General features: G+C 60.6%; 13 protein-coding genes and 1 pseudogene. 7 read left to right on the forward strand and 7 right to left on the reverse strand.

The features are described 5' to 3' along the window. The first annotated feature begins 45 nt into the window (after positions 1-45). Positions 46-735, forward strand: coding sequence for a response regulator (locus NHU87_RS16225; protein ID WP_253550558.1), 690 nt, complete (start codon positions 46-48; stop codon positions 733-735). 119 nt (positions 736-854) lie between these two features. Here NHU87_RS16225 and NHU87_RS16230 read toward each other — a convergent pair whose 3' ends face one another. Next, positions 855-1,895: a patatin-like phospholipase family protein gene (locus NHU87_RS16230; RefSeq protein WP_095634722.1), complete on the reverse strand. Its 1,041-nt coding sequence runs from the start codon at positions 1,893-1,895 to the stop codon at positions 855-857. A gap of 219 nt (positions 1,896-2,114) precedes the next feature. On the opposite strand from NHU87_RS16230, the gene NHU87_RS16235 reads away from it, so the two are divergent. The 3 genes from NHU87_RS16235 (at position 2,115) to NHU87_RS16245 (ending at position 4,249) form a co-directional block, all read left to right on the forward strand. After that, positions 2,115-2,393, forward strand: coding sequence for a hypothetical protein (locus NHU87_RS16235; RefSeq protein ID WP_095055823.1), 279 nt, complete (start codon positions 2,115-2,117; stop codon positions 2,391-2,393). A gap of 46 nt (positions 2,394-2,439) precedes the next feature. Next, complete coding sequence (locus NHU87_RS16240) at positions 2,440-3,207, forward strand: CHAD domain-containing protein (RefSeq protein ID WP_253550561.1); 768 nt, start codon at positions 2,440-2,442, stop codon at positions 3,205-3,207. 244 nt (positions 3,208-3,451) lie between these two features. Further along, positions 3,452-4,249: an acyl-CoA thioesterase gene (locus NHU87_RS16245; RefSeq protein WP_253550564.1), complete on the forward strand. Its 798-nt coding sequence runs from the start codon at positions 3,452-3,454 to the stop codon at positions 4,247-4,249. A gap of 18 nt (positions 4,250-4,267) precedes the next feature. Here the strand turns inward: NHU87_RS16245 and NHU87_RS16250 are convergent. The 3 genes and pseudogenes from NHU87_RS16250 to NHU87_RS16260 form a co-directional block, all read right to left on the reverse strand. Then, positions 4,268-4,492: pseudogene (locus NHU87_RS16250) on the reverse strand (terminase); the annotation flags it as partial. A 201-nt stretch (positions 4,493-4,693) separates the two neighbouring features. Next, positions 4,694-6,175, reverse strand: coding sequence for a methyl-accepting chemotaxis protein (locus tag NHU87_RS16255; protein WP_253550566.1), 1,482 nt, complete (start codon positions 6,173-6,175; stop codon positions 4,694-4,696). Positions 6,176-6,381: 206 nt separating this feature from the next. After that, a complete protein-coding gene (locus tag NHU87_RS16260) occupies positions 6,382-7,191 on the reverse strand; it encodes a TatD family hydrolase (protein ID WP_253550569.1) in 810 nt (269 codons plus the stop codon). A 237-nt stretch (positions 7,192-7,428) separates the two neighbouring features. Between NHU87_RS16260 and NHU87_RS16265 the strand changes: the two genes are divergently transcribed. The 3 genes from NHU87_RS16265 to NHU87_RS16275 all read left to right on the forward strand — a co-directional run bounded on the left by NHU87_RS16265 (position 7,429) and on the right by NHU87_RS16275 (position 9,958). Then, positions 7,429-8,850 carry a transglycosylase SLT domain-containing protein gene (locus tag NHU87_RS16265; protein WP_253550572.1) on the forward strand — a complete coding sequence of 474 codons (1,422 nt, stop codon included), beginning with the start codon at positions 7,429-7,431 and terminating at the stop codon, positions 8,848-8,850. 103 nt (positions 8,851-8,953) lie between these two features. After that, a complete protein-coding gene (locus NHU87_RS16270) occupies positions 8,954-9,388 on the forward strand; it encodes a DoxX family protein (protein WP_253550574.1) in 435 nt (144 codons plus the stop codon). Positions 9,389-9,649: 261 nt separating this feature from the next. Next, on the forward strand, positions 9,650-9,958 hold the full coding sequence (locus tag NHU87_RS16275) for a class I SAM-dependent methyltransferase (protein WP_253550576.1): 309 nt from the start codon (positions 9,650-9,652) through the stop codon (positions 9,956-9,958). 33 nt (positions 9,959-9,991) lie between these two features. On the opposite strand, the gene greB is transcribed toward NHU87_RS16275, so the two are convergent. From greB to NHU87_RS16290, 3 genes are read right to left on the reverse strand one after another with little or no spacing between them, the layout of a single operon-like run. Continuing rightward, positions 9,992-10,489, reverse strand: coding sequence for a transcription elongation factor GreB (gene greB, locus NHU87_RS16280; RefSeq protein WP_129436988.1), 498 nt, complete (start codon positions 10,487-10,489; stop codon positions 9,992-9,994). A 42-nt stretch (positions 10,490-10,531) separates the two neighbouring features. Further along, positions 10,532-13,036, reverse strand: a complete 2,505-nt coding sequence (locus tag NHU87_RS16285; protein ID WP_253550578.1) for an ABC transporter permease — start codon at positions 13,034-13,036, stop codon at positions 10,532-10,534. After that, positions 13,036-13,719, reverse strand: coding sequence for an ABC transporter ATP-binding protein (locus tag NHU87_RS16290; RefSeq protein WP_007899869.1), 684 nt, complete (start codon positions 13,717-13,719; stop codon positions 13,036-13,038). Before NHU87_RS16290 ends, NHU87_RS16285 begins: the two co-directional genes overlap by 1 nt. Positions 13,720-13,729 lie beyond the last annotated feature (10 nt).

Consider the following 13,729-nt stretch of genomic DNA (forward strand, 5'->3'; position numbering starts at 1 on the left):
CGCCTGCGTTACTCTCTTGCTACCTCTTTGTGTTGATGTGAATTCATGAGCCAGACCGCGACCATTTTGGTCATCGATGACGAACCGCAGATTCGAAAATTCCTGCGCATCAGCCTCGTTTCCCAAGGCTACAAAGTACTGGAGGCCGGCACCGGCACGGAAGGCCTGGCCCAGGCCGCGTTAAGCAAGCCCGACTTGCTGGTGCTCGACCTTGGCCTGCCGGACATGGACGGCCAGCAGGTGCTGCGCGAGTTCCGCGAGTGGTCGACGGTGCCGGTATTGGTGCTTTCGGTGCGCGCCAGCGAAGGGCAGAAAGTCCAAGCCCTGGATGGTGGCGCCAACGACTACGTGACCAAGCCGTTCGGCATTCAGGAGTTTCTGGCCCGAGTGCGCGCCTTGCTGCGTCAGGCGCCGACGGGTGAGGCCCAGGAAGCGGCGCTCAGCTTCGGTCCGCTCACTGTCGACCTGGCTTATCGCCGGGTGCTATTGGACGGCGCCGAAGTGGCGCTGACGCGCAAGGAATATGCGGTGCTGGCGCAACTGGCACGGCATCCGGGGCGGGTCATCACCCAGCAGCAATTGCTCAAGGACATCTGGGGGCCGACCCACACCGAGGACAGCCACTATCTGCGGATAGTGGTCGGGCATTTGCGGCAGAAACTGGCGGATGATCCGACTCAGCCACGGTTCATCGTCACCGAAGCGGGGGTGGGGTATCGGTTGCTTGATGCCTGATCGTTCCCACGCTCTGCGTGGGAATGCCGCCATGGACGCTCTGCGTCCGCTTTTAAAGTCGTGACCCGGAGCGTCACAGGATGCATTCCCACGCAGAGCGTGGGAACGATCGTCAGGCCTCAAGACTCCCGCTCATTCTCATACCGATCCAGCGTATCCCGCGCAATCTCACGCCCCAGCGCGATCAATTCCGGTGCCTTGTAAAACTCGAAAAACCGACACACTCGCTTGGGCACGTTGATCAGGATATCCGGCGGATACCCGGCAATCTTGTACTGCGCCAATGACGTCTGCATCACCTCGAAACTCTGGTTGATCAGGTCCAGCAAGGACGCTGGCCCGACGTTGTCGATGATGAACGACCCGGTGGCGGATTTCGGTGCGCCGTTGCTTTCCGGGGCCGCCGCTGGTTGCTGGCCTTCGGGCTCGGCGGATTCGATCCACGGATTGATGTCGGCCGCTTCGGCCATCAACGCTTCCTTCTCCAGCAGCAGCAATTGTTCGGCCTGTTTGCGGCGGAAGGGCAATTTCGAACCCAGCGAGTTGATCAGGCTGTCAAAGCGGGTCTTGAACGCGGCCGGGCGCTGGATCACCGGCAGTTGATAGTGACGCTGGTTGGTGGAGTTGAGGTTGACCGCGATGATCAGGTCGCAATGGCTCGACACCACCGGCACGATCGGCAGCGGGTTGAGGATGCCACCGTCCACCAGCATTCGATTGCCCTGCATCACCGGCGTGAACAGGCTGGGGATCGCCGCCGAGGCACGCATGGCCTGGTGCAGGCAGCCTTCCTGGAACCAGATTTCCTGCTGGTTGGTCAGGTCCGTGGCCACGGCCGTGTAGGGGATTCGCAGGTCTTCGATGTTGATTTCGCCGACGATCTTGCGGATCTGCCCGAAGACCTTTTCCCCGCGAATCGCGCCCAGGCGAAAACTGACGTCCACCAGACGCAACACGTCGAGGTAATCCAGGCTCTCGATCCAGTCGCGATAATCCTTGAGTTTACCGGCGGCATAGATCCCGCCGACCACCGCGCCCATGGAGCAACCGGCGATGCAGGCGATGTCGTAGCCGCGCCGTTCGATCTCTTCAATGACGCCGATATGGGCGTAGCCCCGGGCGCCACCCGAGCCCAACACCAGTGCGACACGCTTTTTCATGAAACGACCTCTCTGACAAGGTTCAACAATGCACCTATCGAGGGGCAGGCTTCAATCGCTATGGTCGTTCGACGGGGCGATAGCGTCGTTTTTTGACACTCAATAAAGGCGAATGGGTATTCTCGCGAGCGCTATAGTTTCCACTGCGGGTCCAAGGCACTTTTCACGCGCCAGGCCGTCTTAGCTGCACGACTGTTTATTATCTTTGAGGTGTGAGTGATGAAAGCCTGGATCTGTGTGCCGTTGATTGCCCTGGCACTCGCCGGTTGTGCTGGTAAAACCGCTTACCGTGACAGCTGCGGGAGCCAGCTCGACGCCGCTTGGCGTGAACTGGATCTGGCCAAGGTCGAGGGCTTTGCCGGGACCGTCAGCTACTCCAAGGCGCTGTCGTTGCTGACCGGTGCCAAAACCCAGCAACAATTCGAAGCGTATGAGGGTTGTACCAAGAAGGCCGAGAAGGCGCGCTTCTACATTCGTGAATCCCGCGCCGGCCGTTGAATCATGATGGCGCTCACTTGGGGCAATTCGATTCAGGGAGCAAGCGATGTCTGCCTTGGTTGATCGGTTGGTGGCTCATGTTCTGAGCGTGGACGTTCGCCTGCTCGCCTGTCAGGCACGCTTGAGTGCGCGCACCGACTCTGAAGCGCTGCACGATCTACGCACGACCGTGCGGCGTTTGCGCAGCCTGCTGCGACCCTTGCGCGGTTTGCCTGGGGTCGAGCAACTGGAAGCGGCGGCATCCCGGGTCGGTGACCTGACCACACCGTTGCGCGATCGCGAAGTGCTGGCGGCGTACCTGCTTAAACACGATCAACCCGAGGCCGCGCACCGGCGCATGGCGCGGATGGCCGAGGCTTATCCCATCGTGGCGGCGAGCCCGGAGGTCGCGCAAATGCTGATGATCCTCGACGCCTTTCCGCGTTTCCTGCGGGCTTCCCAGCGTCAGGGCTTGCTCAAGGGCTTGCGCAAACGCATCGAAAAACGCCTGGGCAAACAATGGAAGAAACTCGACCAGGCCCTGCATGACCCCGCCCATGACCGCCATCGCCTGCGCCTGCTGATCAAGCGTGTGCGCTACGGCATCGAAGCCTATCCCGAACTGGATCGTTTGCCGGAAGCGGCCTTGCCCAATCTGAAATCGGCGCAGTCTGCTTTGGGCGACTGGCACGACAGCTGGCAGTGGCTGGACCGCGCCAAAGAAGAGCCCGATTTGCAGCCCTGTGTCGCGGTCTGGAAAACCACCTTGGCCAAGGCTGAAGAGAACGCCGACCGCGTCCTCGACAAACTCAGCGCCGCCTGTTTCAAATCCTGAACACACCACGGATCAAATGTGGGAGCGAGCCTGCTCGCGATGAGGCCGTAACATTCAACATTCATGTTGGCTGTCAGGCCGCCATTGCGAGCAAGCTCGCTCCCACAGGGGACGTGTTGAACAAGAAACGAGTGTTCAGCCAGACGCGGCTCATCTGCCAGTGATTTTGGCCGGAATAAGCGCTGTATCGGTTTTGCGGGCTGGTTAAGATCATTCCATCCATTTTTCCGTCTCTGGGGTTCCCATGCACTTTTCCGATCTGCTCGACGCTGTCCGCAGCCACCCGCAAGAGTTGTCTATTCCGGCCGAATGGGGTCAGGGGCGAGCCAGTTTTGGTGGGCTGATAGCCGCCTTGCAATACGAAGCCATGCGCGCAAAAGTTCCGGCGGATCGTCCGGTGCGTTCGCTGGCCATCACCTTTGTCGGCCCGGTCGAGCCCGATGTGCCGGTCAGTTTTGAAGTCGATGTGCTGCGCGAAGGCAAAGCCGTCAGCCAAGTGCTCGGCCGGGCAATGCAAAAGGGCCAAGTGGTGACGTTGGTCCAGGGCAGCTTCGGCGCCTCGCGACCTTCCGAGGTGGCAGTCACGGCTAACGTTGCGCCCGAGATGAAGCACTGGGACGACTGCCAGGAAATGCCCTATATCAAAGGGGCGACCCCGGAATTCATGCGTCATTTGGCAATGCGCTGGAGCATCGGTGGCCTGCCATTCACCGGCAACACCTCTCGCGATATGGGTGGTTGGGTGCGCTTGCGTGGAGAAGGGAAGGACGAGGTGGTCAGCGAGGCGCATATTCTGGCGCTGGTCGACGCCTGGCCACCGTCCTTGTTGTCGCATCTGAAGAAACCGGCGGCAGGCAGCACGCTGACCTGGACCATCGAATTCGTCCAGCCGTTGCTCGCGTTGAGCACGCTGGACTGGTGCAAGTACCTGGTGGAAATCGAGTATGCCGCTGACGGTTACGGGCACGCCGCCGCAAAATTGTGGAGCGAAGACGGTCAGTTGATCGCCATGAGCCGGCAGACAGTCACGATTTTTGCGTGACGGCAATGGCGTTCACGCCAATCGGTGACCGTGATGCTGCAGGCCCAGGGCGGCAATCAGGCTGATGACACCGATCGCGATGCTCGCCAGATCCAGGCTGAACACCCCCGAGATCATCAGTAAAGACCCCACGATGAACAGCGGCACGGCAATCTGGTGCGGCACCAGATTGGTCGGGTGCTGCTGTTTATGCGGGTACGTTCGCCATTGCCAGGCGGGCAGGTTGGGATGACGTTTGCCCATGATGTTTATCCTTTATTCGTGAGGCGCTTGAATAAAGAATAGGCTTGGCAAAAGCCGTCGGCGAATCAAGGCTGGCTATCGGTGCAATAGGTGTGATGGTCGGGATTGATGTTGCTCGGTCTGACGCCTTCGCGGGCAAGCCTCGCTCCTACAGGTACAGCGGGGCCCTTGTAGGAGCGAGGCTTGCCCGCGAAGAGGCCCTCAAAGCTTGAGCTGCCCAATGGCCTTGCTCAATTCCCCTGCCAACATCGCCAGCTCATTGCTGGTAATCGCCGAATTCACGGTCTGCTGCACGGTGTTTTCGGTCACGTCGCGAATGCTCACCACCGCCCGATTCATCTCTTCCGCCACATGGCTTTGCTGCTCGGCTGCCACTGCGATCTGCGTATTGCTTTCACGCATCTGCGCCACCGCACCGGTGATTTCGGCCAGGGCCACGCTGGCTTCCTGGGCCTGCTGCATGCAGTCGTCGGCCTTGTACGAGCTTTCCTGCATGAAATCCACGGCGTCCCGAGTGACGGCCAGCAGCGCTGAAACCATGGTGGTGATCTCGTCGGTGGATGCCTGGACGCGCTTGGCCAGGTTACGCACCTCATCAGCGACCACCGCAAACCCACGGCCCATTTCACCGGCCCGGGCCGCTTCAATGGCGGCGTTAAGGGCCAGCAGGTTGGTCTGTTCGGCGATGCTGTGGATCACGCTGACCACGCCGTTGATCTTCTGGCTGTCCTCGGCCAGATGCTGAATCATCTCGGCCGTTTGCTGCACGCCGGTGGACAACCCGCCAATCGATTTCTGCACCCGAGTGACCACTTCCTGGCCACTGCCGGCCAAGGTGTCGGCAGTTTGCGAGAGGTCGCGGGTGGCGCCGGCGTGTTGGGCAATGTGATGGACCGTGGCGGTCATTTCGTTAATCGCCGTGGCGGCCTGATCGGTTTCGCTTTGCTGACCGAGCATGCCGTGACGCACCTCGTTCATGCTCGAGGCCAGCCGCGCGGCACCGACATCCAGCTGCCGGGCGGTATTGGCGACGGTGTTGACCACCCGCTGGTAACCGGCCTGCATGGCATTGAAGGCATTGGCCATCTGCCCGACTTCATCCTTGCAAGCCAGAGGTACGCGGGCCGACAGGTCGCCGGTTTTCTCGACGTGGAGCATCACATCTTTCAAGGTGTTGAGCTGGCTGAGCAGGAAGCGGATCAACAGTTGCGACGCGCCGAGCATCGCCAGCATCAGAATGAACACTGCTACTGCATAGTGGGTGAAGCGTTCGCCGAACACTTGGCTCAGGCTCTGGCCATAGGCAATCACCGCGATCTGTTGACCGTCAGGGCGAGTGAATACCTCGGCGCCCATCAACGGGTTTTCACCGAACAGTGGCAGGGTGTTGATGTCGACCCAACCGTTGGTATCGGTCAGCTCCAGCAATGGTTGTCCGTTCAGTAACGGTGCCTGCCCGCGATTGAAGGTCAGCAGGTGATCGGCCTTGGGCAGCGGCTGCCCGGCAGGCCAGGCATTGAGTAACCGCGCCTGGACCTGGGCCGACGCTTGAGCGGCGAGGCTTCGGGCCTGTTGTTCAAGCTGCACGGCGTACAGCACCAGCAACAGGGTAGTGCCAAAGGCGACGGCATTGACCGCCCAGAATTTGTATTTCAGTGAGATGTTGCTAAGCCAGGCACCCATGGAGGTCTTCTCTGATAGCGGAAACAGTTTTGGCAAGGTGCCAGCATTGTGCCGCTATGCAGGGATTCAGATGTTGATGCAGGTCAACGGGCATCACCGCCAACCTGTGGGAGCGGGCTTGCCCGCGATGAGGTCGGCACATTCAATGTTGATGTTGACTGACACGCCACTATCGCGGGCAAGCCCGCTCCCACAGGGGATTGAGGTTATTGGGGGATTGAGGGCAGACCGAAAAATGCTCGCGCACAGGCCGTGCTGTGTGCAGCCAAATCTTCCACCGTCTCCCCACGATGCAACGCCACTTCCCGCAACACTTCAGTCAGATACGCCGGCTCGTTGCGACCGTTCTTCGGTTTGGGGCGCAGACTGCGCGGCAATAGATACGGCGCATCGCTCTCCAGCATCAGGCGTCCGCGTTTAATCTCTTTGACCAATGGATGCAGGTGCGTGCCACGGCGTTCATCACAAATCCAGCCAGTGATGCCGATGTGCAAATCCAGATCGAGGTAGCTGAACAGCGCCTTTTTTTCACCGGTGAAGCAGTGCACCACGGCAGCCGGCAACTGGTCGCGGTAATCACGCAGGATCTCCAGCAACCGTTGGCTGGCATCGCGCTCATGCAGGAACACCGGCAATTGCAGCTCGACCGCCATCGCCAGATGCTCTTCGAGGACTTTTTCCTGCTGCGGGCGGGGTGAGAAATCGCGGTTGAAATCGAGGCCGCATTCGCCCACGGCCACCACGTTCGGCTCCTTGAGCAAACTGCGCAGACGCTGAGCGCTGTCGGCATTCCAGTCGCTGGCCGAGTGCGGGTGAATGCCGGCCGTGGCGAACAGTCGTTGAGCGCTTTCGTCCAGTTGCTGGCACAGTTCCAGAGCCTGTTCGCTGCCCTCGACGCTGGTCCCGGTGAGCACCAGTTGGCAGACCCCGGCAGCATAGGCACGGTCGAGTACAGCCTGGTGTTTGTCGGCGAAACTGGGGTTGGTCAGGTTGACGCCGATATCGATGAGTTGCATGGTGCTACCTCGGACCAAAGGCCGGAAAGCATATCAGAGCTGTAGATTTATAAGAAAAGCGAAGAACTACAACGAGTTAAAGCTGTCTGTTGAGGCCGCGAGACAGGTCGGGGTTGGTAGGATTGCCATCACTGTGCCACTCTCTCGCACTTTACCAGCGCTTCAAGCGCTCTGTTTCTGTCGTTCGACGTCATGAAATCACCCATGAGGTCGGCCAGTATTCTTTCCGGAGAGTGGATGATTCGTCCCTCGGTTTTGTTACTGCTGTGTTGTTCGTTGCTGCTGCCCATGCCGGCGGTTGCGCGCCTGGCCGGGCCGTTGCAAGCCGTGCCCGCAGCCAAGGTCCGCGACCTGGCGGAGATTCGCAGCAGTCGCGTGTTGCGAGTGTTGGTCAACCAGAGCCGCAACAGTTCCGGTGAAGTCCAGGGCCAGGCCATCGGCGTCGAATATCATCGCCTGCGCGCTTTCGAACAATACCTCAATGGCCATGCCCGCGATGGCCAGGAAATCACCCTCAAGATCATTCCCAAAGCCAAGGATCAATTGCTCGGCGCGTTGCAGCGCGGGGAGGGTGATCTGGTCGCGCCGGGGGAGTTACTCGACCCGCAACCGGGCCTCGCCGTCAGCACCAGTCAACCGATTGCCAGCAATGTGCCGTTGCTGCTGGTGGGGATCAAAGGCGAACGACGTTACACCCGTCTCGAGCAACTCTCGGGCAAAACCCTCGCGCTGCCCACCGGCAGTGCCGCCGGGGATGCGGTCAGTCAGATCAATCAGAAACTCGCGCTGCACAAACTGCCGCCGGTGAAGATCGAGTGGGTCGATCCAAGTCTGGCGGTCGAGGATGTGCTGGAAATGGTCCAGGGCGGGATCTTTCATCTGACGATTGTCGAGCAACCGATTGCCGAACGCTGGGGCAAGATCCTGACCAAATTGCGTTTCGATCGACAGGTCCTTATCAGCGAGCCGGGCGAGGAATACTGGTTCGTGCGCCGCGACGCCTCGATGCTGCGTTCGAGCATCGATCGTTTCCTGACCACCTACAAGAAACCATCGGACCAGGATGCTACGTTCCTGCGGATCTATCGGCGCCTGTATCAAGTGCATTATCCCTTGGCCAAGGCTGATCGGCAGCGCTTGGAAAAACTTCGACCAGTACTGCAAAAGCACGCTGAAGCCCAAGGCATGGACTGGCTGAACCTGGCGGCGCTGGCCTTCAAGGAGTCGGCGCTGCAACCCAACGCCAGAAGCGGCAGCGGCCCCACCGGCCTGATGCAAATCACCCCCTCCGCGGCGCAACGGGTAGGCGTGAGTAATATTCAGAACCTCGACGCCAATGTGCAGGCCGGGGCCAAGTATCTGGCGATGATCCGCCGCAAGTTTTTTGCCAGCCCCAAACTCAACGAGCGCGAGCGCATGGCGTTCGTGCTGGCGGCCTACAACATGGGGCCGGAGCGGGTTCAAGGCATGCGCGCCGAAGCTCGGCGGCGCGGCTTGAACCCTAATCAATGGTTTTTCCAGGTCGAGCGCATTGCCATGGAGCAGGTGGGGATGGGCGCCGTCAGCTATGTTAATAGCGTGAACAAGTATTACTTGGCGTTCGATCGGGAACGGGAGTCGTTGGAGCCCCAGGGGCAAAAAGTGGTCTCACGGAAATGATCGACTAAGCTGATTGTTATGGTGCGTTTTTTGCGCTTTTAACATGAGTTTTACTGATTAATATAGCGGCCAACCAACACATACTCACAATGGATGACACAGCATGAGCACATTGATCAACAAGGTACTGTCCACCCACGCCGGTTACGGTCTGACGATTCTACGGATTGTCGTCGGCATCATTTTCGCGGCCCACGGCTCGCAGAAACTCTTCGGGGCATTCGGCGGCTACGGCATTGCCGGCACCGCGCAGTGGATGGAAAGCATCGGCCTGGCACCGGGTCACCTGATGGCGATTCTGGCCGGTGGTACCGAGTTCTTCGGTGGTCTGGCGTTGATCATTGGTCTGCTCGCCCGTCCGGCAGCGCTGGGGCTGGCCTTCGTTTCGCTGGTCGCTATTTTCTCGGTGCATATCAGCAATGGTCTGTTCATGTCCAACAACGGTTATGAATTCGCCCTGGCCTTGCTCGGCGGCAGCCTCGCGGTGCTGATCGAAGGTGCAGGCAAGCTGTCGGCCGACCGCGCCATCACCAACTGACCTCCCTGATTCAACGAAAAGGCCTGCATTGTGCGACGCACTGTGCAGGCCTTTTTTGTTGCGCGTGATTCTTGACACTGTCCGGTCAGCTTCTCTAGGATGCTGCCCATGCGCCGATTTAAACAGCTACTTGCGGGGCGCCAGGTGACTTGATCCAGTTGCCGATAGAAGCTTGAAACAGGCTTCGAAATACCGCTAAAGCGCTGGTTCGGTGTTGCCTCTCACCTGCCATGCAGACTTTTGAGGCAGAGACACGACACAATGAATGCATTGAACCCCGTTATACGCCCCGCGCCGATCACGGCACACCTCACCCAACGCAATCCAAAAATCCTGCTTGGCGGTAAACATCAGCCGACGCTTCTGCGTTACCTCGATGGCTGGCCGCGCCGCACCGGTGGGCCTGCTGCCTTCCTGATTCAGTTTGTCGACGACGGCGAGTCACTGGCTCGGTTTGCCAACGACAGTTTCGATCTGGCGGTGATTCTGGCGCCCAGCATAGAGGATGCGCCGGAAGTGATCAGGCAGCTGACTCGCGTGGCTCGCCAAGGGCTGATTACCCGTCGCTGAGTTTCAGAGCGCTGCGGCTCAGAGCGCAGCAGCTCACAGATAGTCGATCGCCACGATATACACGCACTGCTCACCGGTTGGCGTCTGGACCCGCACTTCGGCGTCCAGCGCCTTGCCGATCAGGGCGCGCGCCAACGGTGAGTCGATGCTGATCAGGCCTAGTTTCAGATCCAGCTCATCCGGCCCGACGATGCGATAGCGCGACTCCTTGCCGTCTTCATCTTCAATCGTGACCCAGGCGCCAAAGTAGACCTTGTTCGGATCACTGGGTTTTTCGCTGACCACCTTGAGCGCTTCCAGGCGTTTGGTGAGAAAGCGCACGCGACTGTCGATCTCGCGCAGCATCTTTTTGCCGTAGGTGTACTCGGCGTTTTCCGAGCGATCGCCCTGTGCCGCCGCCTCGCTGACCGATTGCGTCACTTGCGGTCGGCGCACATGCCAGAGTTCATGAAACTCGGCCCGCATCCGCGCTTCACCTTCGGGGGTGATCAGCGCGGTGCCAGCGGTGCGGGGAGGGCGATAACGGCTCATGGCGACTTCTTGTGGTTGTATGGATCAGAGCGCTTGAGTTTATCAACCCTCGCGCAGAACTGTCAGGGGGCTGGCGTTCAAGGCGCGGCGCGTACCGAACACACCGGCACCGCCGATCAGCACCGCGCCGATCAGTGGCAAGACCAATAGCCACGGATGCGGATGCCAGGGCAGGTCGAAGGCGTAGCGGTAAAGCACCATACTCACCAGCTCCGAACCCAGTGCCGCCAGCAACCCGCTGACCGCGCCGAGCAGGCCGAACTCGATACGCCGGGCCCTGACCAGCAACTGTCGCTCGGCACCCAGCGCTCGCAGCAACGCACCTTGGCGAATGCGTTCATCCAGCGTTGCCTGCAACCCGGAGAACAACACCGCCATCCCCGCCGCCAGCACAAACAACAGTACGTATTCCACCGCCAGGGTGACCTGGCCGAGAATGCTGCGCAGCTGCGCCAGCAAGGCTTCGACTTGCAGAATGGTCACTGCCGGAAAGCTGCGGGACAGGTCGACGATCTGCTGATCGTGACCGGCCGCCAGATAGAAACTGGTCAGGTAGGTCGCCGGCAAGTCCTTCAGGGTGCCGGGCTGGAAGATCATGAAAAAGTTCGGCTGGAAGTTGTCCCAGTTAATCTCCCGCAGGCTGGTGACTTTCGCCTCCCGATTGGCCCCGCCGACGGTAAACACCATGTGATCGCCGAGCTTGAGTTTAAGGCTTTCGGCGACTTTACCTTCCACCGAAACACCGGGTATTTCATCCGCGGGTTGCTGGTCCCACCAGTTGCCGGCGGTGAGTTTGTTGCCCTCTGGCAGGTCGGCCGCCCAGGTCAGGCTCAGGTCGCGTTGAATGGCTCGATCACCGGCCGAGTCCTTGCTGACGATATCCTGTACCGGCTGGCCATTGATGCTGATCAGCCGTCCCGGCACCACCGGGTACAGCGGCGCCGATTGTGCCGACAACTCCATCAGTCGATCGGTAAAGGCCTGTTTGTCCGCTGGCAGAATGTTCAGGGCGAAATAATTGGGGGCGTTTTTCGGCAACTGGTTTTGCCAGGTGTCGAGCAACTCGCCACGCAGCAAAGCGATCAGCGCCATGGACAGTAGAATCAAACCGAAGGCCAGGGCTTGACCCGCCGCCGCCAGTGGATGGCGCAGCAGTTGGCCCAACCCGAGGCGCCATGGCAATGCGGCGCGGGCCAGCATCCTTCGCAGGCTCTTGAGCAGCAGCAATAACAACCCACCCAGCACCAGTGCTGCGATCACGCCGCCACCGAGCAGGGCGAAGGTCAGCAACAGGTCCAGGCTCAAGCGCCACATGATCAGGCCGAGGGCGCCCAATGCCGCCCCATAAACTATCCAGGTGCTGGATGGAATCGGCAGCATGTCGCGACGCAACACGCGCAGCGGGGGCACTCGACCCAAAGCGGCCAGTGGCGGCAGCGCGAAGCCGGCCAGTGCGACCAGCCCGGTGCCGATCCCGGCGATGGCCGGCAGCAGGCCACCCGGTGGAACATCGGTCGGCAGTAAATCATGCAGCAGTGCAAACAGCCCGAGTTGCGCCAGCCAGCCGAGCAGGGCGCCGCTGACGCTTGCGAGCAGTCCGAGTACGGTCAGTTGCAGACTGAACAGCACCATGGTTTCTCGACGGGACAGACCCAGGCAGCGCAGCAATGCGCTGGCATCGAATCGGCGAGTGGCGAAGCGTGTCGCCGACAACGCCACCGCCACGCCCGACAGCAGCACCGCCACCAGACTGGCCATGTTCAAGTAGCGTTCAGCCTTGCCCAGGGCGCCGCCGATCTGCCGGTTGCCATCGCGAGCATCCTGGATCTGTTGATTGGCCGCCAGGCCTGGCTTGATCAGCTGCCGATAGGTTTCCAGCGCCGAGGCGTTGCCGCGCCAGAGTTCGCGGTAACTGACCCGGCTGCCGGGTTGCACCACGCCGGTTGCCTCAATGTCGCTGAGGTTGATCAGCACCCGTGGCGTCAGGCTGTAGAAATTGCCGGCGCGATCCGGTTCGTAGGTCAGCACTCGCGCCAGCTTTAGGGTTTTCATACCGACGTCGATACTGTCGCCGATCTTCAAGTCCAATGCGGTCAGCAGTCGCGCTTCGACCCAGGCTTCGCCGGGTTTCGGACCGCCACCGGGTTCTTCCGGCGCGAAAGGCGCGGGGGCGCTTTTCAGTTCGCCACGCAACGGGTAGACGTCATCGGCGGCTTTGATGCTGGACAGCTGAATGCCGTTGTCGGTGGCGATGACGCTGGAAAACTCCACCACTTGAGCGTGCTCAAGTCCCAGCTCAGTGCCGCTTCTTACCTGTTCCGTTCGTGCCGGTGAACTGCCTTCGAGCACCAGGTCGGCACCGAGAAACTCGGTGGCGCGCAGCATCATGGCGCCGTTCAGGCGAGCGCCGAAGTAACCGATAGCGGTACTCGCCGCCACGGCCACCAGCAAGGCAAAGAACAACACGCGCAACTCACCGGCGCGGGCATCACGCAGCAATTGGCGGATGGCGAGACTGAACAGGCGCAACAGCGGCAAGCTTGCCATCAAGGCTCCAGAGGGGCGACCAGCAGGCCGGCTTCAAGGCGGATCAGGCGCCGGCAGCGATGTGCCAGGCGTTCGTCGTGGGTCACCAGTACCAGGGTCGTGCCGCTTTCCTGGTTGAGTTCGAACAGTAGATCGCTGATGCGCTCTCCGGTATGGCTGTCGAGGTTGCCGGTGGGTTCATCGGCAAACAGTACGTCGGGCTCGGCGGCGAACGCCCGGGCAATCGCCACGCGCTGCTGCTCGCCACCGGACAGCTGACGCGGCGAGTGCGTCAGGCGTTGGCCCAGACCGACCCGTTGCAGCAGTTCGGTGGCGCGCTCGCGAGCGTCTTTGCGGCCATCGAGTTCCAGCGGCAGCATGACGTTTTCCAGGGCATTGAGACTGTCGAGCAGCTGGAATGATTGAAAGACAAACCCTACGTGCTCGGCGCGGATGCGCGCGCGTTGGTCTTCATCGAGATTGCTCAGGCCTTGTCCGGCGAGGGTGACTTCACCGCTGCTTGGCAGGTCGAGGCCGGCGAGCAGGCCCAAGAGGGTGGATTTGCCGGAACCGGAGGCGCCGACGATGGCCAGGCTATCGCCCTTGTTCAGTTCCAGGCTGAGTTCGTGCAGGATAGTCAGTTCACCTTCCGCGCTCGGAACCACTTTGCTGAGGTTCTTCGCGGTGAGAATGCTTGCGCCCATGGAGAATCCG

Origin of the sequence: Pseudomonas mandelii (assembly GCF_024138395.1) — a bacterium.
Classification (GTDB): domain Bacteria; phylum Pseudomonadota; class Gammaproteobacteria; order Pseudomonadales; family Pseudomonadaceae; genus Aquipseudomonas; species Aquipseudomonas mandelii_E.

What these genes read in the sequence shown, in the direction of transcription:
- NHU87_RS16225 (WP_253550558.1), top strand. Translation starts at nt 46, where the DNA reads ATGAGCCAGACCGCGACCATTTTGGTCATCGATGACGAACCGCAGATT.
- NHU87_RS16230 (WP_095634722.1), bottom strand. Translation starts at nt 1,895, where the DNA reads ATGAAAAAGCGTGTCGCACTGGTGTTGGGCTCGGGTGGCGCCCGGGGC.
- NHU87_RS16235 (WP_095055823.1), top strand. Translation starts at nt 2,115, where the DNA reads ATGAAAGCCTGGATCTGTGTGCCGTTGATTGCCCTGGCACTCGCCGGT.
- NHU87_RS16240 (WP_253550561.1), top strand. Translation starts at nt 2,440, where the DNA reads ATGTCTGCCTTGGTTGATCGGTTGGTGGCTCATGTTCTGAGCGTGGAC.
- NHU87_RS16245 (WP_253550564.1), top strand. Translation starts at nt 3,452, where the DNA reads ATGCACTTTTCCGATCTGCTCGACGCTGTCCGCAGCCACCCGCAAGAG.
- NHU87_RS16255 (WP_253550566.1), bottom strand. Translation starts at nt 6,175, where the DNA reads ATGGGTGCCTGGCTTAGCAACATCTCACTGAAATACAAATTCTGGGCG.
- NHU87_RS16260 (WP_253550569.1), bottom strand. Translation starts at nt 7,191, where the DNA reads ATGCAACTCATCGATATCGGCGTCAACCTGACCAACCCCAGTTTCGCC.
- NHU87_RS16265 (WP_253550572.1), top strand. Translation starts at nt 7,429, where the DNA reads ATGATTCGTCCCTCGGTTTTGTTACTGCTGTGTTGTTCGTTGCTGCTG.
- NHU87_RS16270 (WP_253550574.1), top strand. Translation starts at nt 8,954, where the DNA reads ATGAGCACATTGATCAACAAGGTACTGTCCACCCACGCCGGTTACGGT.
- NHU87_RS16275 (WP_253550576.1), top strand. Translation starts at nt 9,650, where the DNA reads ATGAATGCATTGAACCCCGTTATACGCCCCGCGCCGATCACGGCACAC.
- greB (WP_129436988.1), bottom strand. Translation starts at nt 10,489, where the DNA reads ATGAGCCGTTATCGCCCTCCCCGCACCGCTGGCACCGCGCTGATCACC.
- NHU87_RS16285 (WP_253550578.1), bottom strand. Translation starts at nt 13,036, where the DNA reads ATGGCAAGCTTGCCGCTGTTGCGCCTGTTCAGTCTCGCCATCCGCCAA.
- NHU87_RS16290 (WP_007899869.1), bottom strand. Translation starts at nt 13,719, where the DNA reads ATGGGCGCAAGCATTCTCACCGCGAAGAACCTCAGCAAAGTGGTTCCG.